The sequence below is a fragment of the Embleya sp. NPDC020630 genome (assembly GCF_044334985.1).
Lineage (GTDB): Bacteria > Actinomycetota > Actinomycetes > Streptomycetales > Streptomycetaceae > Embleya.
This window is the reverse complement of the sequence record NZ_JBIRUB010000019.1, coordinates 67,177-91,460: the sequence shown is the minus strand read 5'-3', so window position 1 is coordinate 91,460 and position 24,284 is coordinate 67,177. Positions and strand designations below refer to the sequence as shown.

Annotated in this window: 22 protein-coding genes and 2 pseudogenes; 10 read left to right on the top strand and 14 right to left on the bottom strand. The window is 72.2% G+C overall.

Going from position 1 to position 24,284, the window contains the following annotated elements; all coding sequences use genetic code 11:
- Nucleotides 1–158: 158 nt before the first annotated feature.
- Entirely contained in the window at nucleotides 159–1,733 is a 1,575-nt protein-coding gene (locus ACH4XV_RS38985) for a hypothetical protein (protein WP_395797711.1), read from the bottom strand.
- Nucleotides 1,734–1,915: 182 nt separating this feature from the next.
- Here ACH4XV_RS38985 and ACH4XV_RS38980 point away from each other — a divergent pair, with 182 nt between their 5' ends.
- On the top strand, nucleotides 1,916–2,077 hold the full coding sequence (locus ACH4XV_RS38980; protein ID WP_395797709.1) for a hypothetical protein: 162 nt from the start codon (nucleotides 1,916–1,918) through the stop codon (nucleotides 2,075–2,077).
- A gap of 175 nt (nucleotides 2,078–2,252) precedes the next feature.
- Here the strand turns inward: ACH4XV_RS38980 and ACH4XV_RS38975 are convergent, their stop codons facing one another.
- From ACH4XV_RS38975 to ACH4XV_RS38935, 9 genes and pseudogenes are all read right to left on the bottom strand, one after another.
- Nucleotides 2,253–3,554: a methyltransferase domain-containing protein gene (locus ACH4XV_RS38975; protein ID WP_395797708.1), complete on the bottom strand. Its 1,302-nt coding sequence runs from the start codon at nucleotides 3,552–3,554 to the stop codon at nucleotides 2,253–2,255.
- Nucleotides 3,551–4,258: an ATP-dependent carboxylate-amine ligase gene (locus ACH4XV_RS38970; protein ID WP_395797706.1), complete on the bottom strand. Its 708-nt coding sequence runs from the start codon at nucleotides 4,256–4,258 to the stop codon at nucleotides 3,551–3,553. The genes ACH4XV_RS38975 and ACH4XV_RS38970 overlap by 4 nt, the downstream gene beginning before the upstream one ends.
- A 105-nt stretch (nucleotides 4,259–4,363) precedes the next feature.
- Nucleotides 4,364–5,017 (bottom strand): response regulator, encoded by a 654-nt coding sequence (locus ACH4XV_RS38965; RefSeq protein ID WP_395797704.1) that lies wholly within the window; start codon nucleotides 5,015–5,017, stop codon nucleotides 4,364–4,366.
- Complete coding sequence (locus tag ACH4XV_RS38960; RefSeq protein WP_395797702.1) at nucleotides 5,008–6,234, bottom strand: sensor histidine kinase; 1,227 nt, start codon at nucleotides 6,232–6,234, stop codon at nucleotides 5,008–5,010. The genes ACH4XV_RS38965 and ACH4XV_RS38960 overlap by 10 nt, the downstream gene beginning before the upstream one ends.
- A 128-nt stretch (nucleotides 6,235–6,362) precedes the next feature.
- Complete coding sequence (locus ACH4XV_RS38955) at nucleotides 6,363–8,936, bottom strand: FtsX-like permease family protein (RefSeq protein WP_395797700.1); 2,574 nt, start codon at nucleotides 8,934–8,936, stop codon at nucleotides 6,363–6,365.
- 422 nt (nucleotides 8,937–9,358) lie between these two features.
- Nucleotides 9,359–10,141: pseudogene (locus ACH4XV_RS38950) on the bottom strand (ABC transporter ATP-binding protein); the annotation flags it as partial.
- Between the two features lie 166 nt (nucleotides 10,142–10,307).
- Nucleotides 10,308–10,538 (bottom strand): ferredoxin, encoded by a 231-nt coding sequence (locus ACH4XV_RS38945; protein WP_395797698.1) that lies wholly within the window; start codon nucleotides 10,536–10,538, stop codon nucleotides 10,308–10,310.
- 450 nt (nucleotides 10,539–10,988) lie between these two features.
- Nucleotides 10,989–12,302 (bottom strand): PIN domain-containing protein, encoded by a 1,314-nt coding sequence (locus ACH4XV_RS38940; RefSeq protein WP_395797696.1) that lies wholly within the window; start codon nucleotides 12,300–12,302, stop codon nucleotides 10,989–10,991.
- A 501-nt stretch (nucleotides 12,303–12,803) separates the two neighbouring features.
- On the bottom strand, nucleotides 12,804–13,274 hold the full coding sequence (locus ACH4XV_RS38935) for a TetR/AcrR family transcriptional regulator (RefSeq protein WP_395797694.1): 471 nt from the start codon (nucleotides 13,272–13,274) through the stop codon (nucleotides 12,804–12,806).
- 36 nt (nucleotides 13,275–13,310) lie between these two features.
- On the opposite strand from ACH4XV_RS38935, the gene ACH4XV_RS38930 reads away from it, so the two are divergent.
- Complete coding sequence (locus tag ACH4XV_RS38930) at nucleotides 13,311–13,724, top strand: VOC family protein (protein ID WP_395797692.1); 414 nt, start codon at nucleotides 13,311–13,313, stop codon at nucleotides 13,722–13,724.
- A 34-nt stretch (nucleotides 13,725–13,758) separates the two neighbouring features.
- Here the strand turns inward: ACH4XV_RS38930 and ACH4XV_RS38925 are convergent, their stop codons facing one another.
- The gene (locus tag ACH4XV_RS38925; RefSeq protein ID WP_395797690.1) at nucleotides 13,759–14,691 is read right to left on the bottom strand and encodes a LysR family transcriptional regulator; all 933 of its coding nucleotides are present in this window, start codon (nucleotides 14,689–14,691) and stop codon (nucleotides 13,759–13,761) included.
- A gap of 70 nt (nucleotides 14,692–14,761) precedes the next feature.
- Here ACH4XV_RS38925 and ACH4XV_RS38920 point away from each other — a divergent pair, with 70 nt between their 5' ends.
- Nucleotides 14,762–15,649, top strand: coding sequence for an SDR family NAD(P)-dependent oxidoreductase (locus ACH4XV_RS38920; protein ID WP_395797688.1), 888 nt, complete (start codon nucleotides 14,762–14,764; stop codon nucleotides 15,647–15,649).
- 87 nt (nucleotides 15,650–15,736) lie between these two features.
- Nucleotides 15,737–16,666, top strand: a complete 930-nt coding sequence (locus ACH4XV_RS38915) for an SDR family NAD(P)-dependent oxidoreductase (RefSeq protein ID WP_395797686.1) — start codon at nucleotides 15,737–15,739, stop codon at nucleotides 16,664–16,666.
- Here ACH4XV_RS38915 and ACH4XV_RS38910 read toward each other — a convergent pair.
- Complete coding sequence (locus ACH4XV_RS38910; protein WP_395797684.1) at nucleotides 16,650–16,859, bottom strand: hypothetical protein; 210 nt, start codon at nucleotides 16,857–16,859, stop codon at nucleotides 16,650–16,652. The two genes, ACH4XV_RS38915 and ACH4XV_RS38910, sit on opposite strands and share 17 nt — an antisense overlap.
- Before the next feature lie 90 nt (nucleotides 16,860–16,949).
- Here ACH4XV_RS38910 and ACH4XV_RS38905 point away from each other — a divergent pair.
- From ACH4XV_RS38905 to ACH4XV_RS38895, 3 genes and pseudogenes are all read left to right on the top strand, one after another.
- Nucleotides 16,950–17,021, top strand: a pseudogene (locus ACH4XV_RS38905) (hypothetical protein); the annotation flags it as partial.
- Nucleotides 17,006–17,500 (top strand): TetR-like C-terminal domain-containing protein, encoded by a 495-nt coding sequence (locus tag ACH4XV_RS38900; RefSeq protein ID WP_395797812.1) that lies wholly within the window; start codon nucleotides 17,006–17,008, stop codon nucleotides 17,498–17,500. The pseudogene ACH4XV_RS38905 and the gene ACH4XV_RS38900, both read left to right, overlap by 16 nt.
- Nucleotides 17,490–17,861 (top strand): winged helix-turn-helix transcriptional regulator, encoded by a 372-nt coding sequence (locus ACH4XV_RS38895; protein WP_395797810.1) that lies wholly within the window; start codon nucleotides 17,490–17,492, stop codon nucleotides 17,859–17,861. The genes ACH4XV_RS38900 and ACH4XV_RS38895 overlap by 11 nt, the downstream gene beginning before the upstream one ends.
- Before the next feature lie 9 nt (nucleotides 17,862–17,870).
- Here the strand turns inward: ACH4XV_RS38895 and ACH4XV_RS38890 are convergent, their stop codons facing one another.
- Both ACH4XV_RS38890 and ACH4XV_RS38885 read right to left on the bottom strand, forming a co-directional pair.
- Complete coding sequence (locus ACH4XV_RS38890; protein ID WP_395797682.1) at nucleotides 17,871–18,380, bottom strand: nuclear transport factor 2 family protein; 510 nt, start codon at nucleotides 18,378–18,380, stop codon at nucleotides 17,871–17,873.
- A 74-nt stretch (nucleotides 18,381–18,454) separates the two neighbouring features.
- Nucleotides 18,455–19,093 (bottom strand): TetR/AcrR family transcriptional regulator, encoded by a 639-nt coding sequence (locus ACH4XV_RS38885; RefSeq protein WP_395797680.1) that lies wholly within the window; start codon nucleotides 19,091–19,093, stop codon nucleotides 18,455–18,457.
- Between the two features lie 89 nt (nucleotides 19,094–19,182).
- On the opposite strand from ACH4XV_RS38885, the gene ACH4XV_RS38880 reads away from it, so the two are divergent.
- The 3 genes from ACH4XV_RS38880 (at nucleotide 19,183) to ACH4XV_RS38870 (ending at nucleotide 23,771) form a co-directional block, all read left to right on the top strand.
- Nucleotides 19,183–20,148 carry a quinone oxidoreductase family protein gene (locus ACH4XV_RS38880; protein WP_395797678.1) on the top strand — a complete coding sequence of 322 codons (966 nt, stop codon included), beginning with the start codon at nucleotides 19,183–19,185 and terminating at the stop codon, nucleotides 20,146–20,148.
- 35 nt (nucleotides 20,149–20,183) lie between these two features.
- On the top strand, nucleotides 20,184–21,845 hold the full coding sequence (locus ACH4XV_RS38875) for a hypothetical protein (protein ID WP_395797677.1): 1,662 nt from the start codon (nucleotides 20,184–20,186) through the stop codon (nucleotides 21,843–21,845).
- A gap of 717 nt (nucleotides 21,846–22,562) precedes the next feature.
- Nucleotides 22,563–23,771, top strand: a complete 1,209-nt coding sequence (locus ACH4XV_RS38870; protein ID WP_395797675.1) for a methyltransferase — start codon at nucleotides 22,563–22,565, stop codon at nucleotides 23,769–23,771.
- Nucleotides 23,772–24,284: the final 513 nt, after the last annotated feature.

The following is a 24,284-nucleotide window of genomic DNA, read 5'->3' as shown; positions in this document are numbered from 1 at the left end:
GCCAATCACCCCGGCGAGGCGGGCCCAGGCCAGGTCCGTCATCGCTTCGGGAATCCCCGATAGAGCCGCCTGGCGGGCGACTTGCTCGGCACCGATGGTGTCGCCCGCGGCCTCACGCGCGTAGGCGATCGTGCGCAGGGACACCCCGGTGCCGCGTCTCAGGATGACGAAGTCCTCGAGTCGGCCGTGTTCTTTCTCGGTGTCACCTCGATCGCCGTCGGCGATCGTGTCGAGTGCCCGCTGGTGGAGCAGATCGGCGTGGCCAGGCGTGAGCGGTTCAGGGCTGCGTGGGCCAGGGTGAGCAGGTCGGCGGGTGTGCCGGGGTGGCGGGTGGCCGCTTCCCAGAAGGAGGCCGGTGGGCACAGGAGTTGGCGGCTGTGGCGGCCGTGCTGTTCGAGATGGTCGGCGAGGCGGTAGTGGGGTTGGGTGGGTGCCGGTTCGCCGGGGCGTGGTCGGATGCGGGTGAGCGGGCTGCGGGCTCCTCGACACGGGGCGCCCGCCTCGGCGAGGGCTTGTTCGAGCCAGTCGTCGCGTTGGAGGCTCCATTGGAGGTCGGTGAGGTAGCCGGGAGCGGCTTCGGCGAGCAGTCCGTGGGGCAGGGCGAGGGTGTGGCCCAGGCGTCTGGCGTCCATGGCGACCTCGATCACGGCCCGGGTGACCGGGGAGGCGTTGCGGTAGCGCTCCATCACGGCGGGGGCACCGGCGAGGTACTGGGTGATCCGGTCGTCCTCGCAGGCGGCCCATGCCTGGGCCAGTCTGGGATCCTCGTCCAGGCGGCGGCGCAGGTTCTCCCGGTCCGTGCCGGAGAAGTCCGAGGCGACGGGAATGTCGGTGTCCGTGAGCAACGCGCGTGCCTGGGCGTGGGGATCGGGCATGCCGGGGTGGGGGGTGGTGGTCAGGAGGGACCAGAACTCGGGCCAGATCGTGCCCAGGATCAGGACCGGTCCGCGGTCCGGGGTGCGCAGCAGTTCGCGTAGGGCGGCTGCGACGCGTTCGCCCACGTTGGGTGGTTGCAGGTAGAAGTGGGCCTCGTTGAGCCAGACGACGGTGCGCGGGCCCAGACGGGGCAGCTCGGCGAGGGCCGCTTCGGGGCGGGTGGGGTCGAGGGGATGCCACAGGCGCCAGTCGCCGGGCAGACGTTGCACCGTTTCCCAGCAGGCACGGGTCTTGCCCGTGGAGGACTCCCCGACGAGGCAGACCATCGTGCTCTCGCCCGCTGCGGCGCGGTGCGCGGCGCGCATCAACGCTGCGTCGTGTGCGCGTTCGACGTAGACGGGCAGTATCGGCAGATCGGCGCGGGCGTCGTCCGGGGGGTCGATAGCGCGGTGGACCTCCAGTGCGAACGGGTCGGTCGATTCCCGGATGGCGCGGCCCACGCCGTGGTACTCGTCGGTTGCTTGTCCGTCGGTGGGGTGTTCGCGGCGGGGACGGCCGGGAGGTCGGCGCTCTCGCACGGCCTCCTGACGCAGGCGTTCCCACGAGGATGGTGGTACTTGGGTGCCCGTCGCGCGGGCTCGTGTCTCCAGGAAGGTCACCAGGAACGCGAACTTCGCCGCATCCGAGGGCACCGCTCGGCCGTTGAACCAGTCCCTCAGCGACGCGGGCCGCAACATCACCGCCGGGACGTGTGCCGCCCCTTGTCGGACCAGCACGTCGTAGGTGGGCGAACCCGCGAGCGCGTGTAGTTCGCGCAGCCGGTGGACCAACCGGGCAACCGCGTTCTCGTCCTCCACGCGTCCCGCCGTTCGACGTCGGATACGAAGCGAACTCCGACCGAAGAACCCACATTCCTCGGAACGAACAGCGTAGACGCGTCCGATCCTTCGTATCGGCCCTCGCCGAAGAATCCTTCGAACAGGCCGGATGGAACCCGACACCGGCCTGCGGCAAGGCGGGCCCGACTCGGGAGGACACCATGGACACGACCGACCCCACACCCATCCCCGTCGCTCGGCGGATCCGCACACGGATCACTCGGCTCGGGCGCGCCCTGACCGCGCACGCCCTACGCGGAGCCGCCACCGGAGCCGGCACCACCGCCGGAAGCTGGATCACCTGGTGGCTGCTCCATCGATGACCCCCGGGAATCAGGTGCGCCACCCGAAAACCCTGACGCGTCCGCGCCCCGAGGCGCATCCGGTCTGCCTTGTCAGGTGCGCCCGAGCGGCTCGCCACGTCTGGCGCATGGTTCGAGGCGCGCGGTGGTTTCCGCCGCAACTGCGAGTCCCGCGCGCTGACATCCGGGCCGAACGTCACACCGGTCCGACCCCGGGCGTCACACCGGTCGGTACGGACCCGATTGGGATGATCGCCCGGCGCATGTGCCACCGTCCTCGCGGATGGGTGCTTGCAGTGTGTTCACAGTCTCCGGGCGAACGCGCGTCCGTCGGGAGCCGCGAGGCGGACGAGTTGGCCAGTCGGACCCGTCTCGAGGGTGAACCACTCACGGCGGGGGCGATTGAGGCCCAGCCACAGGCGGTGCGCCCGCTCGATCGGCGCCCACAGGTCCCGCTCGCCGGACCGGGCGACGTCGGCTCCGATCTCGGTCTCGGTGATGGTGGTCGCGTGGCCGTCGGGGTGCGCAGGGCGGTGGTATGGCGGCCGTCGGTGTGGGTGAAGGTGCGGGTGGTGTGGGGGTCGAGGTGGAGTTGGGCGAAGAAGGAGAAGGTCCAGTCGTCCAGGATCCTGGGCGTCAGCGGTGAGGTGCGGGTCTCGTGTGCGGCGTGGCCGGCTTCGCTGTGGGCGGGTTGGGGGTCCCCTTCGTCCACGTCGGTGTCGGGCAGGAGCGGCATGAAAGCGGCGGGGGTGTGCATGAGGCGGCCCGCGGCGGTACCGTCGGGGAGTTTCTTCAGCCAGGCGATCGACCCGCCGGCGAGGGTGCCCTTGAGTGGGACCACCAACACCGCGCCCGGCGCGCACTGCTCGAGCCACGCCTCGGGGACACGCGGGGCGGAGGCGGTCGCGATCAGCCGATCGTACGGCGCGTTCGCGGCCCGGCCGGCGGTGCCGTCGGCCAGGACGACGTCGGGGGTGAACCCGGCAGCCTTGAGGCGTTCGCGGGCGGTGTCGACCAGGTGCGCGGTGTGGTCGACGGTGGTGACGTTCTCCGCCCCGACCAGCCGGGCCAGCAGGGCGGCGTTGTAGCCGCTGCCGGTACCGATCTCCAGCGTCCGCGCACCCGGGACGGGGTCGAGGGCGTCGAGCATGTCGGCCATCAGATCCGGCGCCGTCGACGACGACGTCGGTACCCCCGACACACCCCCGGACGGGGCGTGTTCCGCGTGGACGCCGTCGACCTCGGTGATCAGCGCCTCCCCCGAGTACACCGCGTCCCACCACGACCCGCCGCCGGCCCCGTCCGAGTCGTCGGCGCGCCACGGGAGGAAGCGGTCGCCGTGCTCACGGCGGTAGAACACCGGGGTGAACACGTGCCGCGGGACGTTGAGGAACGCTTCGGCGATCCGCGACGACAGCACCACGTCGCCGGCGGCGATCCGCTCCACCAGGCGCACCCGCGCGGCAATCAGGGCCTGCTCTTCGTCGAGAACCTTCACGTAATTCCTTCGGGGTAGTCGGCAATCACCGCAGTGATCGGCAACCCGGTGGCCTGTTCCACGAACCCGTACTGTCCGGACGGATTCAGCTCCAGCATCACCCACTCGCCGGCCGGGGTAATCACGAAGTCGAACGCGCCGTGGGGAAGGCCGAGTGTGTCGAGCATCGCCAGGACGCCTCGGATCACCGCCGGGGGCGGATCGCAGACCTTGTAGGAGAGGCTGTCGTAGTCGCGCCGCCAATCCACCCGGGCCGCAGCGGAGCCCGCGTGGATCTCCGCCGGGAACACCCTGCCCACCACCGTCAACCGACACTCGTACGCCTTCGCGACAGCGGCCTGGAACAGGTGCGCGGTGGTGGCGATCGCCGGATCGTCCAACGCGGCCGGGTCGACGACGCTCGCATACACCGCGACGGAGGAGCCGTCCACCACGCCGCGCACCGGGCCGAACGACTTGTACACCACCGGGCCCGCCACCTCGACCGCGAACGCCCGCGCCGCGGCCGGGTCGTTCGTGATCAACGTGCGCGGGGCCACAAGGCCGCACTCGGCCGCCACGCGCAGCTGGAGCGGCTTGTACTCCGCGTCCGCCGCCCGACCCGCAGGCGGCAACCACCGGCACGGCAACGCGGCGAGGAGCCCGCCGAAGCCCAGGCGAGCCTCGCGCTCCGCGATGCGCCGCGCCGGAGGGGACATATCCACCGGGAAACGCGGCCGGGTCGGACGACGGTAGTACACCGAACGCACCGCGCCGAGATCGAGCTTCGTCCCCGCCGGTACGGGCGGGGCGCGGTCGGGGTGGTCCGGTCAGCCGCCGAGGTAGCGCAGGATGGCCAGGACGCGGCGGCTGTAACCGGAGCCGGCGGCCAGGTGGGTCAGGTCGAGGCGGTCGAAGATCGCGTTGACGTGTTTCTCCACGGCGCTCTGCGAGATGTGCAGGGTCTTGGCGATGGCGGCGTTGGTACGGCCCTCGGCCATCCGGGCCAACACCTCGCGCTCGCGCGGGGTGAGTCGGTCCAGCGGGTCCACGTGGCTGGTGCGGGCCAGGAGTTGGCGCACCACCTCCGGGTCGAACGCGGCGCCGCCGGCGGCGACCCGGGCCAACGCGTCGAGAAAGTCGTCGACATGGGCCACCCGGTCCTTGAGCAGGTAGCCCACCGCCGCGTCGTCCTGGGTCAACAGCTCGACCGCGTAGCGTTTTTCGATGTACTGGGACAGCACCAGTACGCCCACCCCGGGCAGCCTGCGGCGCACCTCGAGGGCGGCCTTGAGGCCCTCGTCGGTGTGGGTGGGCGGCATCCGCACATCGGCCACCACCACGTCGGGTACGTGCCGGGCGACCGCCTCGACCATCGCCTCGCCGTCGCCGACGCTCGCGACCACCTCGTGTCCCTCGTCGGCGAGCAGCCGGGCCAGGCCCTCCCGGAGCAGGGCCGAATCGTCGGCCAAGACTATGCGCACGGTACCTCCGCGATGATCGTGGTGGGGCCACCCACCGGGCTGTCCACCCGCAATGTTCCGTCCAACGCGGCGACCCGGCGGGCCAGTCCGGACAGTCCGCCGCCGGCGGGGTCGGCGCCGCCGATGCCGTCGTCGACGATCCGCACCCGCACCGCGTCCGCGCCGCTCGCGCCGGTCCGGACGGCGTCGACGGACACGGTCACCGTGTCGGCACCGGCGTGTTTGGCCGTGTTGGTGACGGCCTCGGCGACCACGAAGTAGACCGCGGTGGCCACGATCGGCGCCGGTTCGAGCGCCAGCCGGTAGGTCAACTCGACCCCCGCCGCCGCGCGTTCGGCGATCGTCTGCAACACCGCGCGCAGCCCGCCGTCGTCCAGACCGGTGGGATGGATGCGCCAGGCCACGTCCCGCAGATCGGCCAGCGCCTGCTGGGCCTGCTCGTGTGCCTGGCGCAGCAATGCGTCGGCGCGTTCGGGGTCGGCGTTGCGCCGGGCCCGGCCGATCAGCATGCCCAGGGCGACCAGGCGCTGCTGTACGCCGTCGTGCAGGTCGCGTTCGATGCGCCTGCGCTCGTCGTGTACGGCGTGCACGACGCCGGCGCGGCTGGCGGCCAGTTCGTCCACCCGGCGCCGGAGTGCGTCGTTGGGGTCGGGGCCGAGCAGCCGGCGGGCCAGCGCTCGGTCGGTTTCCGCGAGTCCGACCAGGCCGTACAGCGCCAGGTAGCCCAGCGCCGGGCCGGGCAGGAGCAGGACGAGTACGTCGGCGGTGGTGGTGTTCGGGCTGCCGCCGAGCCAGGCGCCCACCATCACCGCGGCGAAGCCGATCCCGCCGGCGGTCAGCGCGAGCAGGGCGCCGCCGAGCAGGCCGAGGGGGACGTGCGCGGCGAGGTAGCGAAGCAGCCGGGCGGGGCCGGGCGGCGCGGGGTGGACCTGGCCCTGTCGGGCCAGGCGTCGGCGTTCGAGTTCGGTCAGGGCCCGGGCGCCGCGGGTGATCAGGCGCAGCGCGCGGCGGCGCGGGCCCGGGCGCGAGCGCGGCAGGACCGCGGTGCCCGCGTGCAGCAGGGCCGCGGCGAGCAGGAAGAGGAGTTCGAGCAGCGCGGTGGCGGTGCCGCCGGCGAGGCCGCGTGTGGCGGTCGCGGCGGTGCGCGCGGCGGCCCGGAGCGTCGGGCCGAGGCCGTGCGGGGGCTCCGCGTCGCTCGACCGGGTGGGACCGTCCATGGCTCCTCTGCGTCCGTTCTGCCTGTCCGTCGTCGGGTTTCTCCCGCTGGTCAGGGTGCGACCCGCAGCCTGCCAGGCGTGGGCGGGCGCCCGAGCGGCCGGGGTCGCTCGGGCGCCGGTGCCCCGGTTCAGCCCTGATCCACCATGGCCGCGGGCAGTGGCACCTGGGCGGCGCGGCGGGCCGGGAGCCAGGCGGCGAGCACTCCGACGGCGACCGCGCCGACCAGTACGGCCGCGCAGGTCGTCCACGGGACGGTGAGCGTGTCCAGGCCCTTGGTCGCCAGCACCCGCTGGGTGGCCACGCCCCACAGCAGTCCGGGGAGCAGTCCGAGCACCGCGCCCACCACGGCGATCACGATGGCCTCGGTGCGGATCATCCGGCGCAACCGGCGTCGGGTCAGCCCCAGGGCCCGCAACAGCGCGAGTTCGCGGGTGCGTTCGAGTACGGACAGCGCGAGGGTGTTGACCACGCCCAGCACGGCCACCAGGATCGCCAGCGCGAGCAGCGCGTAGACCAGGTCCAGGGCCAGGGCGACCGAGGCGTGCAGCGCGTTGCGGTAGCTCTCCCGGTCGCGGACCTTGGTCTGCGGGTGGTCGTGCAGCCGCTCGGCGAGCGCCGCGTACACCCGGTCCCGGTCGGCGCCGGGCGCGGCGGTGGCGATGTACACGTCGTCCAACGGCACCTGGTCGGCGGGCAGTTGGGCGCGGACCACGTGGGTGCCGACGTAGGTGGCGCCGGAGGAGAACACGTCGCCGTCGCGGACGATCCCGCCGACCCGGAGCCGGGCGGTGCCGCCGCCGTGGAAGCGGACCGCGATCGGGTCGCCGACCGCGAGCCGGTACTCCTCGGCGAACGCCTGTGGCACGGTGATCCCGTCTCCGCCCGGGGTCAGCGTCGAGCGGGCGTCGCCGGCGGTGAAGGCGAGCCGGAAGTCGTCGGTGAAGCGCTCGGTGGTGGCGGTCAGGTCGTGGTCCTTGTCGGTGCCGTGTGCGGTGATCAGGTCGGCGCGTACGGCCTTTTGCGCGGTGACGTGATCCAGGCCCGGGGTCTCCCGGACGACGCGGGCCACCTGTTCGGTCATCGGCTTGGTGGACATGACGAAGTAGTCGGCGTTCATGGTGCGTTCGAGTTGTCCGTCGACCGAGGTCACCAGGGACGCGGCGACCAGGGACAGGAAGCCGACCAGCGCGATGCCGACGGTCAGCGCGGCGGCGGTGGCCCCGGTGCGTCGGGGGTCGCGGATCGCGTTGCCCCGGGCGAGGCGGCCCACCGGGCCGGGCCGGCGGGCGAGCAGCCGGTCCAGGGCGCGGACTGCCGCCACGCTCAGGGTCGGCGCGCCGGCGACCACGCCGACCAGGGTGAGCAGTACGCCGAGCGCGAGCAACGGCCCGGCCGTGCCGAGGTCGTCGGCACCGACCGCGCCGAGCAGCGCGGCGGTGCCGAGCAGGCCGGTGGCGCCGGCGACGATGTTGCGTACCCGCAGGGAACGCGCGGTCGCGGGGCCGGCCGCGCGCAGCAGCGCGGCCATCGGGGACACCCGGCCGGCCCGCCGGGCGGGCAGGTAGGCGGAGGTCAGGGTGATCAGCACACCCACCGCGTAGGCGGCCACCGGTGTTGCCCAGCGCAGCGTCGGCGCGGCGGCGGCCGGCGCGTCCCCGACCTGTCCCACGATGCGCAGCAGACCGGCCGCGAGGCCCACCCCCAGGGCCAGGCCCACGGTCGAACCGGCCACGCCCAGCAGGGCCGCCTCGGCGAGGATCAGCCGGTCGACCTGGCCGCGCCGGGCGCCGATGGCGCGCAGGAGTCCGCTCTGTCGGGTCCGGGCGGCGACGAGCATGGAGAACGTGTTGCCGATCAGGAACACGCCGACGAGCACCGAGATGCCGGCGAAGCCGAGCATCAGGTAGGTGACCACGTCGAGCGAGGCGCCGGCGGCGTCGCCGCGTGCGGCGGCCTCGCCGTCGCGGGTGCGCACGGTGTAGGGGGTGGCGTCGGACAGGGCGGTCAGTACGTTGTGTCGCAGGCGGGTGTCGTCGACGCCGGGCGCGGCGGTGACCGCGATGGAGGTGTATCGGCCGGCGCCGCCCAGGAGGGCGCGCTGCGCGGTCGGGGCGTCCACGTACACGTCGGCGTCGTGGGCCCGGTCGGCGCGGTCTCGGCCGATGCCGACGACCGTTGCCTCGAACGTGCCGGGTACGGCCATGATCCGCAGCCGGTCGCCGAGTCGGATCCCGTGCGCGTCGGCGGGGCCCGCGGTGATCACCAGTTCGGCGGGGCCGGCGGGGGCGCGGCCACGGATCAGTCGGGGTGCGGAGTCGGCGTCGGTCGGCCAGTCGGCGATGGTGTCGCCGCGTGAACTCAGCGGCTTGCCGCGGGCGTCCAGGACGACGGTGTCGGTCACCCGGATCCGGCCGTGGGCGGCGCGTGCCCCTTCGGCCCGGGCCGTCGCGTCGAGCACCCGGGCGGGCAGGGTCGCGGGCAGCCCGGTGCCGTCCTGGCGATCGGCGCCGCCGGTTCGGGGCGTCACGGTCACATCGGCGGCCGACGCCGCGAACGAGGTACGCGCGGACGCGGCGACCGAGTCCCGGAAGACCAGGGTCCCGGCGACGAAGGCGGTCCCCAGGGCGATCGCCACCAGGGCCAGGGCCAGCCGGGCCTTGTGTGCGACCACCTCGCGCAGCGCGATCCGGGCGAGCGTCACGACCGCACCTCGCCGGGGTGGCCGCCGGCGACGCGGAAGGAGGCGGTGCCGCCTGGCGGGACGCCGTGCGGGCCGGCGTCCCGCCGGGCGATGCCGGGGCCGGGGCCGCGCCCGGCGGCACCCCGGCCGGGATCCGACCCGACGCCACCCGGGCCGGGGCCGCGCCGGGCCGCGCCCGCGCCGAGGTCCCGCCCGATGACACCCGGTCCGGCGTCGCGCCGGGCCGCGCCCGCGCCGAGGTCCCGCCCGATGACACCCGGTCCGGCGTCGCGCCGGGCCGTGCCCGCACCGAGGTCCGACCCGGCGCCGCCCGGGCCGGGTTCGCGCCGGGCGGCACCCCGGCCGGGATCCCGCCCAACGACACCCGCGCCGACGTCGAACCCGACGCCGTCCGGGCCGGGTTCGCGCGGGGCCACGTCCGGGCCTCGGCCGTCGAAGCGCCTCATGCGTGCGTAGACCGCGTCCGCCGTCGGGTCGGCCAGGTCGTCCACGATCCGGCCGTCGGCCAGGAACACCACGCGCTCCGCGTACGCCGCCGCGCTCGGGTCGTGGGTGACCATCACCACCGTCTGGCCCCACTCGTCCACCCCGCGCCGTAGTAGCCCGAGGACCTCGGTCCCGGCGCGCGAATCCAGGTTGCCGGTCGGCTCGTCGGCGAACACCAGCTCCGGCCGCGACACCAACGCCCGGGCCACCGCGACGCGTTGTTGCTGGCCGCCCGACATCTCGGCGGGCCGGTGGGCCAGTCGCCCGGCCAGTCCAGTGGCCTCGACGATCCGGTCCAGATGCGCCCGGTCGACCCGGCGGCCGGCGATCTCGACCGGCAGCGTGATGTTCTCCAGCGCGGTCAGCGTCGGCAGCAGGTTGAACGCCTGGAAGACGAACCCCAGTCGAGTGCCCCGTAGTTCGGTCAGCGCGGCATCGCTCAGGCCGCCCAGTTCGGTGCCGCCGATCGCCACGCTGCCCCGGGTGGCGGTGTCCAGTCCGGCCAGGCACTGCATCAGGGTCGACTTGCCGGACCCGGACGGCCCCATGATCGCGGTGAACCCTCCGCGGTCCAGGTCCACGTCCACGCCCGCCACAGCGGTGACCCGGGTCGGCCCCGACCCGTACTCCTTGACCAGCCCTCTCGCCCGCGCGGCCACCGGCGACGTGTCGCGCGCGACCTCGACCACCGACGCCCCGCGCGCCCTGCTCCTCGGCATCCGCCGACCTCCTCGCTCGCCGGCGCGGTCCCGTTCCCGGTGAACGGGCCCCGCAACGCCGGTAGGAGCAGCCTGCGAGATCGGCGCGGCGCGCGACATGGGGCGCGGCGCCGGGATCGACTGTGGAAAACCACACCCCTCGGGTCGGGGCGGGCGCGGGTCGGCCTCAGGTGGGCTGGATCGGCGGGTGGCGGGTGATGGCCTCCATCGGGCACAGGAACGCGGCGTCCTCGGCCTCGGGGGTCGGGGGTGGGGCGTCGGGGCGCAGCCGGGCCCGGCCGTCGGGGGCCTTGGTGAAGTGGGTCGGGGCGGTGGCGGCGCAGATCCCGGAGGCGATGCAGCGGTCGAGGTCGATGGGGAAACCGGCGGGCTCGGGGGTGGGCACGGGCGCGGACATGGCAGCTACCGGGTGACGGGGAGGGTGCGCGGGGCGCGGGTCTTCAGGCCGGTCTTCCGGGTGGGTGGCGCGGACCGCCGCGGCGGGCGGCGCGCAATGGTGGGCTGCACGACGGCAAGGACTCGCGGGCCCTGGTTGACGACAGCCCTGGCGCCGGTCACGCCTTCCAGGGCGGTCCGCGGCGGCTGTGGGATGAGGCCGCCGCCGTCATCGCCTGGCAGGACGACGCCCAAGTCCACGCCTACGACTTCGGTATCACCGTCGAGCCGGACGCCCGATGGGCCTGGGCGGGCACACCCGACCAACGCTGGAGAATGTGAACCACGGGCACGACGACGGGATCGACGTGGCCGCGGGCGGTACCGGTCCGGAGCGGCCGGATCGGAACGGCTCGTCCCCTCGAAGTGGTCCCTTGAGGAACGCGTTCCCGTAGCGGCGACCCAGTGGTTCTCAGTCCTCCTCGTCCGCGGTCAGGTCGGCGTTCAACTGCGCGTTGATCCGGGGGGACAGCCACCGGACCACCGTCGTGGCGGCGTCCAGGGCGGTGTCTGTGGTGAACGGCGGGATGTCTCCGTTGGGCGCGGTCGCTCGGCCTGGCAACGTGTCGATGAACGCGTGTAGTCGCTGCCGGCGCAGTTGCTGTTCCACTCGGGCTCGGAGAAGGACTTCACCGCTGGAGTGGGACTCGCGCCACAGGGTGGCGGCCTGCTTGAGGGTGTCGTTGCAGGGGCCGTCGCCGTGGCCCGGGTCCTCGATCGCCTCGCTCTTGAGGACGCCGGGGGCCTCACCGGGGACGGTTCCGATGAGCATGCGGGTGCGCCACACCGCGCCCGTCATGGTCACGGTCGGCGCCCCGGGATCGGAGGCCGGGTCGTGCGCGGCGAGGCCGGCGAGTGCCCACCGCGCGGTCGCGATGTGCCAGGTGTCCTCACCGATCCGGTGCGCGGTCCCGTTCGTCACGTCGATGAGCAGCGTCACGGGCGTGCCGGCCCTTTCGCGCGCGAACACCCGGGGGTATCGGGTGCCACCGGGATGGTCGAGGTCGACCGCGGACCAGCCGTCGCGGAAGCGGCGGTCGTGCACCGCGGCACCGGCGACCTTCACCGAGGTCTCGTCGGACACCAGCGGGTCCACGAACGCGGTCCCCTCGTCCGGGGCCTCGACCGGCTTCGTCACCGCTTCGATGGCCGACTCCAACGAGGCCGACAGCGTGAAACGGTGGCGATGGTGGGACAGATCCCGTTCCAGCATTGGTGCGAACGACGTGCCGTCGCCGAAGTCCTTCCTGTTCGCGCTCACGAAGTACACCTCGTCGCGCGGGTCCCGGTGCAGGAAGTCGACCACCGTCAGCCGGATCGCCACGTCCCGCGCGCCGCCCTCGGCGTTCTCGTCCGGCTTGGCCGGCTTGTCACAGTAGGCCTCGCGTTCGAGCGCCGCGTCCGCCGCTCCCGCAGGCGTGGGAACGATCTCGAAGACGTCGGCGTACACACCCTTCCAGTACTCCTGCGCGGCGGACTCGTCGAGGGCCGGCGACAACGGTGGCACTTGGATCCACGGAGCGCCCTTGGCGAACTTCGCGGCGGCGGCCGAGAGCGCGGTTTGCGCGGCCCGGTACGCGATCACCTTCCTGGCGACCAGCTCGTCCCGCACCACCGCGGGGATGCACACCCGGTGTTCGGTGCGAGCGATCGCGCGGATCACATCGTACCGATCGCTGTCGATGTCCGCGTAGAGGATGTTCGAGTCGCAGAAGATGACCGCCACGCGGGCACCCTACGGCCACCAGGCGCCACGGTCGCGCAGTCTGCCCGAGACGGCATGATCCGATGCCCCGTGGACCAGGCTGGAGTTGGGGGCTGCGTTCGCTCGCTGCGGCGAGTCCGAATCCTCCGGATCCGGAACAGCGGCGGTTCATACGGAAACTCGACACGGCCGGTTTCGGGGTTGGTGAGGCATGCGGAGCCGCGGACATCAGCGTCCACCATGGTTCGCCGGGCCCACGTATGCCGTCGGCAGCTCGTTGGCCACGCCGGCCGATGTGGCTCGCGAACCGACGAGTTCTCGCGAACCGCCAAGATCCACGAGACCCCGCCACGAACCGCGAGACCTTACGTATGCGTGTGGGATCTCAACGGCCGTGTCTCTTGGCGATGCTGTGACCTGCGGCTTCAGGTTGTGTCCTACTCCGCGTCCCAGCGGATCAGTCTCACGAACGTGGCCCTTCTCGGGCCTGGGGCTGCGCGCCAGGGTTCACCACTCAGGTGATCATGAGCCGGCGTCCTGTCGCGTGATTGCCCGCGCCGTGCGGGCGGCCTTCTCCTCGGTGTCCGAGAGGACCGCGTCTCCCACACCGAACAAGCCCAACCGCAGGAAAACCGCCAGGCCGTGCGCGGCAGCGGCGATCCTGAGCAGCAAGTCGAACGCAGCGTCCGGGTTGGAGGCGAGCCGTCGGGCCACCGGCAGCAGGAGGCGGGCCACCTCGTCGCCCGCCGTGGCCAGTTCGGCGAACCTGGACTTGTCGAGTCCCGCATTGAAGGACACATCGAACAGAGCAGGTTCCTCGGCGGCGAATCTGACGTACGCCGCCGCGAAAGACGCCAGTTGTTCAGCGGGGTCCTCGATACCGTTCACGGCCGCGGCGAAGCGATTCCGCTGCTCGCGGTAGCCCTGTGTGGCGAGTTCCGCCAGCAGCGCGTCCCGGTCGGTGAAGTGCTTGTACGGCGCCGCGACGCTCACTCCGGCCCGGCGGCTCGCTTCGGCCAGGGTGAAGCCGTGTCCGTTGCCCGTTTTCACCACATCAGCCTCTCGGTCGCGGACCTTGCCGTGCAGGAAGCCTGGTACGCCGACGCGTTCGGACTCACGCAGGTGGAAGAGCGCCTGGAGATGCCCGAGGTGGGAGTCCGTACCGTCGTTCTGAGTGATACGGCGGGCCTGCGGGTGGAGTTCGTCGAGCGGTCCGGCTCGCGTCCCGTCTCGCACACCGACGCTTTCGCCGCCACCGCCGTGCAGACCTTCACCCACCTGGCTCTTCAAGTCCCCGATCTCGACGGCGCGTTCGCCCGCCTGACGCAGCACTGCGGCGCCGCTGCGGTGTCGCACCCTGCGCCCGGCGCCAGTGAAGGCATGCGCTACGCGTACGTCGCCGACTCGGAGGGGAATCTGCTGGAGCTGATCGAGACGCCATGAGCAGGTGCGGGTCCGGGGCGGCGCGACACCGCGCTCATGCGGAGGGATGGGGCACGTTGACGTCGAGCACGGTCGCGCGGAGGACAGCGGCCACACGCGTCACGGCCTGGGCCGGCGGGGCGGGCAGGCGGGCCAGGAGCAGGCGCCGCTGTTCTTGCGGGCCGCCCCGGACGGGGAGGACCCGCACTCCTGGAGGCGCGGCGGAGACGAGCGAGGCGGGGAGGGTGGTCAGTCCGCACCCTGCGGCGACGAGGTGGAGTTTGGCCAGCCAGTCGCGGGCGGTGTGGACGATCTCCGGGCGCTCGTCCAGGCCGGGCCACACGCCCATCAAGCGGTCCTCCCCTGATGAGGACCCGGCGATCCAGCGCTGCCCCCGCAGATCGGTCACGTCCACGTATGTGCCGCGGGCGAGGGGGTGCGTGGCGGGCACCGCGAGACACAGGGGGCGTTCGGTGAGTGTCTGCAGGGCCAGTGGGGGCGACTCGGTGTCCGGCGCGCGGAACGGTGGCGCCGAGGCGAGCAGGGCCAGATCCAGGCTGCCCGCCCGCAGGGCGCGCACCAGTGCCGGGGTGCCGCCCTCGCGGCCGACGACTTCGAGCCCGGGGTCGCTCTCACGCAGTGCGGCAAGGGCTCGGGGCACCAGCACGGCACCGGCGCTGGGCACCCAGCCCAGACGCACCGTTCCGGTCTGCTCCGGCAGGCCCGACAGTTCCCTGGCGGCCGCGGCGATCTCGTCGAGCACGACCGTCGCGCGGCGCATGACGACGCGGCCGGCGGGCGTGAGCCGAGCCCCGTCGCGCCGCCGTTCCAGCAGCTCGGCGCCTGCCGCGCGCTCGATGGCGGCGATCTGCCGGGAGACCGCGGACTGGGTGTAACCGAGCGATGCCGCGGCAGCGGTGAAGGTTCCCTGTTCGGCCACGGCCCGCAGGACGCGCAACGCAGTCAGTGACACATCAGTGAAGTCCATGATGTTTACGCATGCTAGCTGTTCCAAACTTTCGTTGGACTCATGGATGACGGGTTCCTAGCGTGGACGCATGACCACTTCACGCATCGCCCTCGTCACGGGCGCCAACCAGGGGCTCGGCCGGGCCTTCGCCGAGGGGCTGGCGGCCCGCATGGATCCGCGGGACCTGGTCCTGCTCACCGGTCGCAGTCAACAGCGTGTGGCGGACGCCGCCCGGGAAGTGGGCCGGTTGTCCGCCGCCCGTGCCCGGGTCGAGGGCCGGGTCCTGGACGTCACGGACTCCGACGCCATCGCCTCTCTCGCCGAGGACCTGCGGGTTCGCCACGGACGGGTGGACGTCGTCATCTCGAATGCGGTCGCCCGGCTGCTCCCCGGGGAGTCGCAGTCGGAGCGGGCCGATGAGTTCATCGACGTCTCCAACACCGCCACGCACGCGATGCTGCGCTCCTTCGGACCGGTGCTGCGTCCCGGTGGGCGCATGCTCGTCGTGGCCAGCAGCCTGGGGACGCTCGGCCACCTCGACGGTCGGCTGCACCACCTGTTCGACGACGCGAGCCTGGACCAGGTCGAGTACGCCGTGGAGTCGTGGCGCAGCGCCATCCACAACAAGACCGCGCAGGAGGCCGGCTGGCCGCTATGGCTGAACGTGCCCTCGAAGGTGGCCCAGGTCGCCGCCGTGCGCGCCGTCGCCGCCGAACGCCGCGCCCGTGACCTGGCCGATGACACGCTCGTCGCCGCCGTCTGCCCCGGCATGGTCGACACGGCGACGTCACGCCCGTGGTTCAGCGACTACGGCCAGGCGCAGTCGCCCGCCCGGGCCGCCGAGGCCGTCCTCGATCTGGTCTTCGCCGAGCACGTCGACCCCACGCTCTACGGCGAACTGGTGCGCTTCGGCCAGGTCCTGCCCTGGCACGACGGCACGCCTCCGGTCGAGCAGGACGCGATGCTCGTCCCCTGAGCGCACCCGACCTCACCGACCGGCCGCCGCGCGTCTGCGGCACCCGTCGCCGCTTCAACATCCGGCCTTTCAGCAAGGAGTCCCCTCATGAGTGCCCTCACCACTCCGTTCGGTTTCGCCAGCACCGCAGGCGAGGTCGTGTCAGGAATCGATCTCTTCGGCCGCCGCGCGGTCGTCACCGGTGCCTCCTCCGGCATCGGGGCGGAGACTGCCCGCGCCCTGGCGGCCACGGGTGCGGCCGTCACCCTCGCCGTGCGGGACGTGGCGGCGGGCGAACGCGTCGCCGAGGACATCACCGGATCGACCGGCAACCAGGACGTACGGGCCGCGCGCCTGGACCTGACCGACCCCGCGTCCATCACGGCCTTCACCGCCGCCTGGCAGGGCCCGCTGCACGTCCTGGTGAACAACGCGGGCGTCATGGCCTGCCCCGAGCAATACACCGAGCAGGGCCGGGAATGGCAGTTCGCCACCAACCACCTCGGCCACTTCGCCCTGGCCACCGGATTGCACGGAGCGCTGGCCGCCGACGGCAACGCCCGCATCGTCGTGGTGAGTTCCACCGGCCACCAGCAGTCGCCGGTCGTGTGGGACGACATCGACTTCGCCTTCCGCCCATACGACCCGTGGCTCGCCTACGGTCAGTCCAAGACGGCCAACGTCCTGTTCGCGGTCGAGGCGACCCGCCGCTGGGCCGACGACAACATCACCGCCAACGCCCTGATGCCGGGCGCCATCTACACGAACCTGCAGCGGCACACCGGCGGCCGGGGCAGCGGCCGCGTGCCCGCCGAGCTGATCAAGACCGTCGAACAGGGCGCCGCCACGTCCGCGCTCCTGGCCACCTCGCCTCTGCTCGAAGGCGTAGGCGGCCGCTACTTCGTCGACTGCAACGAGACCGAGATCGTCGACCGCCGCTCCGGCACCCTGCACGGCGTGGCCCGCTACGCCGTCGACCCAGCGGGCGCGCGGCGCCTGTGGGACCTGTCGCAGGACCTGATCACCGGCGCCGCGTAGCCGGGACGCGTCCCGGCTGGACCAGCTGCACCTGCCGATCCGGGACCGCCGAATGGATACCGGTGGACGCCTCCCGCATATAGGCCCCGCGCAGCTCGTGCGCCCGCTGGTACTCCGGTGTCGCGAGCGCCCCGCGCATCGCGGACTGCGAGTCGAAGCCGATCCGCACGATGGCGTCGATGGGCTCCTCCACGCCAATGGAGTGGTGAGCAGATCCAGAGAAGCAGCCAACGCCACAGACCGACGCGACCTGCGCGGCGAGCGCGTCGCCGCCGCGGTGGAGATGCTGGCGCAGCCGCAACCCGTCGCCGTGCCGTCCCTGCGCTCGATCGCGCGGGCCTGCCACGTCGCCCCGTCCGCGGTCTACTGGCACTTCCCCTCGGAGACAGGCCTGCGCTCCGCCGTACTCGACGCCGAGTACACGTCCTTGATCAGCGCGGTCGAAGCGGCACTGGACGGTGCGCCCGACGGCGCCGACCGGCTCATCGTCGCGGGGGCGCATACATCGCCTGGGCGCTGGAGCACCCAGGCGCCTACCAACTGCTGTTCGAGAGCGATGACCAACTCCCGGCGACCCGCGCCGATCACGGCCCGCGCCTGCAGCGGCGCATCGTGGAACTCGCCCACCGTGTCGATCCGCAGACCCCGTTCGCTGCGGCGCTCCTGCTGTGGTCGGCCTGGCACGGTGTCGTCTCCCTGCGCCCGCACAAGACCGAGTGGGACTGGGGCATGGCGCCCCACGAGGCCAACCGGCGGCTGGTGCCCGCCCTCACAACTCGCCACTCCTCACACGAATCTTCTGCCGAGAACGGTTCCCAGCACCATGCCCCCTGACTCCCACATCGCCGATTGGCCGGCCTCGGCGTGCTCCATCAGCCGGGTCGAGCACGCCCTGAGGATTCTGCGCGGCCGATGGAAACTGCTGATCATCCATCACCTGCTGGTCCGCCGGCCGCGCCGCTTCTCCGACCTCGAACGGGCCATCCCGCAGGTGACGCAGAAGATGCTCGTCCGGCAACTGCGCGCGCTGGAGAGCGACGGCGTCGTGCGCCGCATCGTCTACGACGAGATGCCGCCCCATGTGGAGTACGAACTGACCCCGGCCAGCACGGAGTTGGCAACAGCATTTTACGCCCTGCACGACTGGGCGGAACGGTCGTGCAGCGCCGCCTCCGGGGCTGGGGAGGCGGCCTGACGCGCCCCGTCACACCGTGGCGAAGGTGTCCATCCAGATGATCTCCAAGGTGCGGTGGACGATGCGCCATCCCTCCGAACGCCGCTCCAGCCGGTCGACGAAGAAGCCCGTCTGGATGAGATTCCAGCCCTGCCCGTCGGTGTCGCCCTTGTGCGTGTGCAGGTGCTGGGTACGGGCGACCGCGCGGTCGCCATCGATGTCGACAGTGGAAAACCCCTGGAAATGCTGCCACTTGAGCAGCCCGCTCATCGATCCGTCGGGTGCGCGCATCACCTCGACGAGGTCCCTGTAGGGGATGTCCTTCAGCCGCGCGCCGCCGGCCACCGAGTAGTCGACGCGAGCCTCGGGTGCGAACACCGAGTCCCACTGCTCCAGGACGTCGTTGTCGCCGTCGTGGTGCAGGTCCTGACCGAGGCCGTAGCGCACCATCAGGTCCTGGATCTCGATGCGGTCCTCCAGGTACTGAAGGCGCTGCTCAAGAGAGTGTCCGGCGTTCTGCCGCGTTGCGTTGGTCGTCATGGCCGCACCGTACGACGGCATGACTTGTCACTGGAAGTACTGACAAAAAAGTGTGTATAGGGATGAGAGACCCCTCACGTGTCGGGTCCCTGCCGATCCGGAGCATCGGCCCGCAGCAGCGACAGCGTCGTGTCGAGAGCCGCTTCGAGGTGGGCGATGCCGCCGGTGGCCATCAGGATGGTCACCCCGCCCTGCACCGCGGCGACGAGTGCGGCCGACGTCCGGTCGGCGTCCAGCCGGCGGTCGATCTCTCCGGCCTCCTGCATGGCCAGGACGCCCTCACGCAGGGCCGTCTGCCAGGTACTGATCAACTGGCCCGTAAGTTGCCGCGCGGCCGGGGTGGTGCGGCCCAGTTCGGTGATCAGCACTCCCAGCGGGCAGTTGACGCCCTGCCGCTCGTAGCGCCGCAGCACCGCGTCGCGCCAGTCCTGCCAGGCCGACCATGTGCGCAGGTCGGAGAGGTGGGGCTCCTGGTCCTCCAGGACGCGGTCGGCCTCGCGGGCGGCCACCGCGAGGAGCAGCTCCTCCTTCCCGCCGGGGAAGTAGTGGAAGATCTGGCTCTTGCTGGTCGCGGTGCGGGCGCGGATGTCGTCGAGGGTCGTGGCGGCGGCACCTCGCTCGCGGATCTCCTCGGCCGCGCCCTCGACGATGCGCCGCCGGGTCTCCCTGCCCTTGCGGGTCAATCGCTCCGCTCCGTCTGCGCCGATGGTCACGGGTGCCTCCCAGGCTCCAGAATTGGACTTGCCGGTCCATTTTATGCGAGGGACAGTAGGCGGCATCCGAAAGAGGAAGGGTGCCTGACATGCGCGCCATCGTTGTGGAAAAACTCGGCGGACCCGAGCAGTTGCACTTCTCCGACCTCCCCACCCCCGAACCAGGACCGGGCGAAATCCGCGTGGACATCACCGCGGCCGGAGTGAACTTCATGGACACCGGGGCCCGCCGGCTCGGCGCGGCCACCGGTGAACTCCCCTTCGTGCCCGGGGTGGAGGGCGCCGGTCGCGTCAGCGCGCTGGGCTCCGACGTGACCGAGTTCGCCGTCGGCGACCGGGTCGCCTGGGCGTACGCCTACGGTTCCTACGCCGAGCAGATCGTGCTGCTCGCGGCCGACGCCGTGCCGGTGCCCGACGACATCCCCGACGACGTGGCCGCGAGCCTGATGATGCAGGGCATCACCGCTCACCACTTCGTCACCGAGGCCGCCGACATCCAGCCCGGCCAGACCGCCGTGGTGCACGCCGCGGCCGGCGGCCTCGGGCAGAAACTGACCCAGCTCATCAAATCCCGCGGCGGCACCGTCATCGGCATCGTGTCCGGCGCGCAGAAGGCCGACACCGCCCGCCAGGCCGGCGCCGACCACGTCGTACTGTCCACCGGCGCCGCGTTCGTGGAACCGGTGCTGGACCTCACCGGCGGCGAGGGTGTCCATGTCGTCTTCGACGGCGGCGGCGAAACCACCTTCCGCGCGTCCATGAGCGTGCTTCGCAGGCACGGACTGCTGCTGTACTACGGGGCCGTCCTGGGCGCGGCCCCTGTGGTCAACCTGCGGGAGCTGCCCCGCAGCATCAAGATCTCCTATCCGGTCTTCCGGGACCACATCCCCACCCGCGAGGCACTCCTGCGTCACAGCGCCGACCTCTTCGACCTGGTGCGGAACAAGAACCTCGACCCTGGAATCGGCCACCGCTACCCACTCGACGCCGCAGCCCAGGCCCACCGCGACATCGAGTCCCGCGCAACCACCGGCAAACTCCTGCTGCTTCCCTGAACCAGGAACGACCTCAAGGTGCCGGTCCGCAGGACATGCAAGGGGGCGGAGCGCGCAGGCCGGTACCCGCTTCTTTCCTCAACTGTCGTGACCTCACTTGCCGTTCGATACGGCAGTGTCTGCCCCTCGGCCACGGCCTCCCCCAAGAAAGCCTGACCCAGCAGAGCTGCGGCGGGGCCCTCGACAAACTCGCCCCCGGACACATCGCGGACGGCGAAGACATCGGCCGATGGGCGCAGCGGCACGCCACGACCGCCGCGCAGGCGAAGCTCCGCCCCGGACAACTCGAACAACTCCGAGAACTCGGCATCACACCCGAAACCGGCGCAGCGGCGGCGCGGCGGGCGGCGGCGGTGGGCGGCGCGCGGTCTTGCGCGTACCCCGGCTGCGGGCACTCCCTGATTCTGTGGGAGCGCGGTTGTCCGACACCGGTCGTACAGATCGCGCACATTCGTTCGGAGAAGCCGGGCGGGCCCCGCCATGATCCCCTCTACGAGGGCGACGTCAACGGTTTCGAGAACCTGCTCCTGCTGTGTGGGGTGCACCATCCCGTTGTCGACGGTCACGAGTCGGCCTATCCCGTCGAGGAGCTGGAGGAGTGGAAGCAGGCCCAGAACGCCCAGGAGGGGCAGCAGTTGACGTCCGAGGACATCGCGTTGATCCGGCGGCTGTTGACACGCGAGAGCGGCCCAGAGATCGACGACGTCGTCTGCCTCGAAGTCGTCGGCGAGGTGCCCGTGTTCGACCTGGGGGAGGACTACCTGCGAACGTGGCTCGAACGACGCGGACGCGAGGCGCCGGCCTCCCTGGAAACCTGGGAGGGGCGGCGGGCCCGGCACAGTGAGGGGTTCGACGCATCGACGCTCCCCGAGGTGGACACGGTGGTTGCCGAGTCGGGCGAAGGCGCGAGGACTCTCGAGGAGGGGACGGAGTCGGACGCCCGGGAACGCGCCGGGGAGACCTTGACGGCCGAGGAGCTCCGGTACGTCGCCGAGTTGCGCGGCATCGGCGAGCGCGTGCGCCGGACGTACGCGTCCTTGGCGTTCACCACGACGGACCCCGATCCGCGGTCACCCACGGAATACCGTGCCGAGGTCAAGGCCCACCTCGCCGACTGCCGGGAGAAGTTCGTGCGCGAGGCCTGCGGGCTGCTCGCCTCCGGGCCGACGTTGCGGTTTCGGCTGGTGAACACGAGCAAGCACTACGTCGAGGGTGTCCAGGTCGTGGTCACCGTCGCGAAGGAGGGGACCGTGGTCGCCCTCCCCGCCGATGCGCCTCCGGTCGCGGCGTTTCCCGACCTGCCGCGCGCCTACGGCCCGCGGCGCAGGAATCTGTTGCCGTCGCCGGTCCCGGAATGGATGACGCGAGAAGGCGCGACGTGGTCGCCGCGCGACCTCGGCGCCTTGGCATACCGCTTCCCCGATCCGCGTGCCCCCGAGATCGACGAGCACGACGGCGATGTCGAGATCGTCTTCTCCCCCGTGTCCGTGCGGGCCTTCGACACCGTCGACCTCGAGCCGGTGACCATCACCACGCGGGCACCCGCTCCACGATCACTACCCGTGCGCTGGCGAGCAACGGGCACCAACGTGCCCGGCCGGGCGAGCGGCACCATCGACGTCGACACGGCATCGCAGACGAGCGCGTCGCTCGCCGAACGGCTGCTCCCCACCGCATCACCCGAGGCCGAGGCCTGAGGGAATCCCCGGTCCTACGGGTCGGTACATCGAGGGAAGCACGCATCGGCCCCGCGCCCCTCGGACAACCGCGTAACCGCTGCGGCCGGTCGTCCCGTCCGGCTTCGCCACCACAACCCGGCCTGACCGCAACAATCCGGTCCCGGACAGGATCGACACCCACCTCGGGCCACCCACACCGACACCCCGAAACCTCCGGAAAACCCGCGGCTGCCTCACGGCACATCAATACATCACCGAGATACCCGGATCGTTCTCACGAAACTCCGAAAAGCCAGGCCGCCGCCACCGGACCGCCCCGCGAAATCCCCGCCACCACACCCCGGGGTCGCCAACCCACCCGATGGGTTCTCAATCAACCCACGAAGCCCCAGACAAGCCATCACCCCGCCCGACCACCGAAACGCTCCGCCACACCACAGGAACGCCGCGCCCGCGATGCCGGTTCGGCACCACCGCCGCTCGTAGGGGCCCATGCTCTCGATTGAGGATTCCCTTGGGGGTCGCCTCCGCCGTACCTTGGACGCGTATCCGTCTCCGCACGGACCGTGACGGCCCGTGGAACGGGTCGTCGATCAGCAACGGGGAGGAGACGCGCATGGGCGAGCATCGCGATCCCAGCACCGACGACGGGAACCATCCCGGCAGGCCGATCCCACCACCGATCCCGCCGGACAAGCCACCGAACCCCGGCACCCCCACCAAGAAGTGAGCGAGATGGCCGCCGGCACCCACATCGCGGCCGCGGACACGGAGCAGGCCCCGCTGGGCCTGCTCCGGCGCGTCGAGAACGTCGTCGGGGCACTGCCCGAGCCCTGGCGCGAGGCATTCATCGGTGTGCCGCGGCATGCGTTCCTTCCCGATGTCATCTGGTTGCGCAGAGCCGGTGGTGAGGGGCACGAACGCGTGGTCCGCGCCGACGATCCGGCGCGGTGGTGGGACGCGGCCTACGCGGACGTCCCGGTGGTCGTGCAGGTGCGCGACGGGATGCCGTGGGAGGCGGGGCAGACGCCGTGGCCGTCGTCGTCGGTGTCGCAGCCCTCGATCGTCGCCGCGACGCTGCTCGCGCTCGAACCGGCGGTCGGCGACACGGTGTTGGAGATCGGCACCGGTGCCGGGTGGAACGCCGGGCTCCTGGCCCACCGGCTCGGCGGCGATCGGGTGGTCACCGTGGAGGTGGATCCGGTCCTGGCCGCGGGCGCGAGCGGGCGCCTGGAGGCGCTCGATCTGCGGCCGCGCGTGGTCACCGGCGATGGCGAACAGGGATGGGCGCCGGGCGGCCCGTACCGGCGGATCGTGTGCACGTGTTCGGTCACCCGTGTCCCCGGGGCGTGGCTGGAGCAGACCGCGCCCGGCGGGCGGATCGTCACCCCGTGGGCCACCGCCTGGGCCGCTTACGGCACCCTGCGCCTGGATGTCGGGGAAGACGGCGGAGCGCGTGGGAGGTTCGGTCCCGGCGGGGCGTTCATGGCCATGCGCGGGCACCGCTCCCCCGTCGCCGACGTGGCCGACGTCGTCCGCCCCGACCACCGGCCCGACACGTCGATCACCACGCTGTCGCCGTGGGCCGTCGCGGGCGGCGACCGCCACGACGAGGCCGTCATGGGCCTGCTGCTGCCCGGACTGTGGACCCACTGGAACGACGAACCCGAAGAGACCGGCGTGCGATCACGGCTGTGGGTCGGCGACGACGCCGGGACATCGTGGGCGAGCGTCGACTACGACGGACACCAACTCGACACCTTCCACGTCCGCCAACACGGACCCCGCCGCGTCTGGGACGAGGTCGAGACAGCGTGGGGATGGTGGAACGAGCACGGACGTCCCGCCTTCGACACCTTCGGCCTCGACGTCCACCCCGACGGGAAGCAACGCGTGTGGTGCGACAAGACACCCGGTGCAGCCTGGGCGGTACCCCGACACTGACCGCATCCTGCCCAAGCACGTGCGGGGGTCGTCGGTACGAGGGGCACTCGACCCGGCAGGCATCGATTCCCAGGGTGCGCACCGGGGCGCGGGACACCACCGCGGCACGGTCGCCCCAGCCCGCTCGACAGCACCGACCGTCGCCCCGAAGTCGTCCTCGCGCCGGGCCGGCGCGGACTGGTCACGAAGCTCTCTCAGGACGCGCAGACCGAGTACCGCCTCGACACCGAACAACCCCTGGAGTGGATCGGCGGCGGCCTCAACGACGTCGGCATCGAGCCCGGCACGCTGCTGCTGACCGACGCCGACCGGGATCGGGCCCGGGTCCTGGCCGCCGGGTGCGACCCGCGCACCGGCGAGCAGCTGGTCGCCCGCAAACAACTCCTGGATCCGCGCGGCAAGCTCCCCCGCGCGGTCGTCGATGCGATGCGCGCGGCCACCGAAGCGGCCGACGCCACCGCGGCCGGGCTCCTCGCCCACGGCACCGCACCCATCACCCGCCTGCGCCGGTAC

Coding starts and splice junctions, on each gene's coding strand:
- ACH4XV_RS38890 (WP_395797682.1), bottom strand. CDS start 18,380: ATGACGACCAACGCAACGCGGCAGAACGCCGGACACTCTCTTGAGCAG.
- ACH4XV_RS38960 (WP_395797702.1), bottom strand. CDS start 6,234: ATGGACGGTCCCACCCGGTCGAGCGACGCGGAGCCCCCGCACGGCCTC.
- ACH4XV_RS38870 (WP_395797675.1), top strand. CDS start 22,563: ATGGCCGCCGGCACCCACATCGCGGCCGCGGACACGGAGCAGGCCCCG.
- ACH4XV_RS38915 (WP_395797686.1), top strand. CDS start 15,737: ATGAGTGCCCTCACCACTCCGTTCGGTTTCGCCAGCACCGCAGGCGAG.
- ACH4XV_RS38875 (WP_395797677.1), top strand. CDS start 20,184: ATGCAAGGGGGCGGAGCGCGCAGGCCGGTACCCGCTTCTTTCCTCAAC.
- ACH4XV_RS38920 (WP_395797688.1), top strand. CDS start 14,762: ATGACCACTTCACGCATCGCCCTCGTCACGGGCGCCAACCAGGGGCTC.
- ACH4XV_RS38925 (WP_395797690.1), bottom strand. CDS start 14,691: ATGGACTTCACTGATGTGTCACTGACTGCGTTGCGCGTCCTGCGGGCC.
- ACH4XV_RS38895 (WP_395797810.1), top strand. CDS start 17,490: ATGCCCCCTGACTCCCACATCGCCGATTGGCCGGCCTCGGCGTGCTCC.
- ACH4XV_RS38880 (WP_395797678.1), top strand. CDS start 19,183: ATGCGCGCCATCGTTGTGGAAAAACTCGGCGGACCCGAGCAGTTGCAC.
- ACH4XV_RS38980 (WP_395797709.1), top strand. CDS start 1,916: ATGGACACGACCGACCCCACACCCATCCCCGTCGCTCGGCGGATCCGC.
- ACH4XV_RS38945 (WP_395797698.1), bottom strand. CDS start 10,538: ATGTCCGCGCCCGTGCCCACCCCCGAGCCCGCCGGTTTCCCCATCGAC.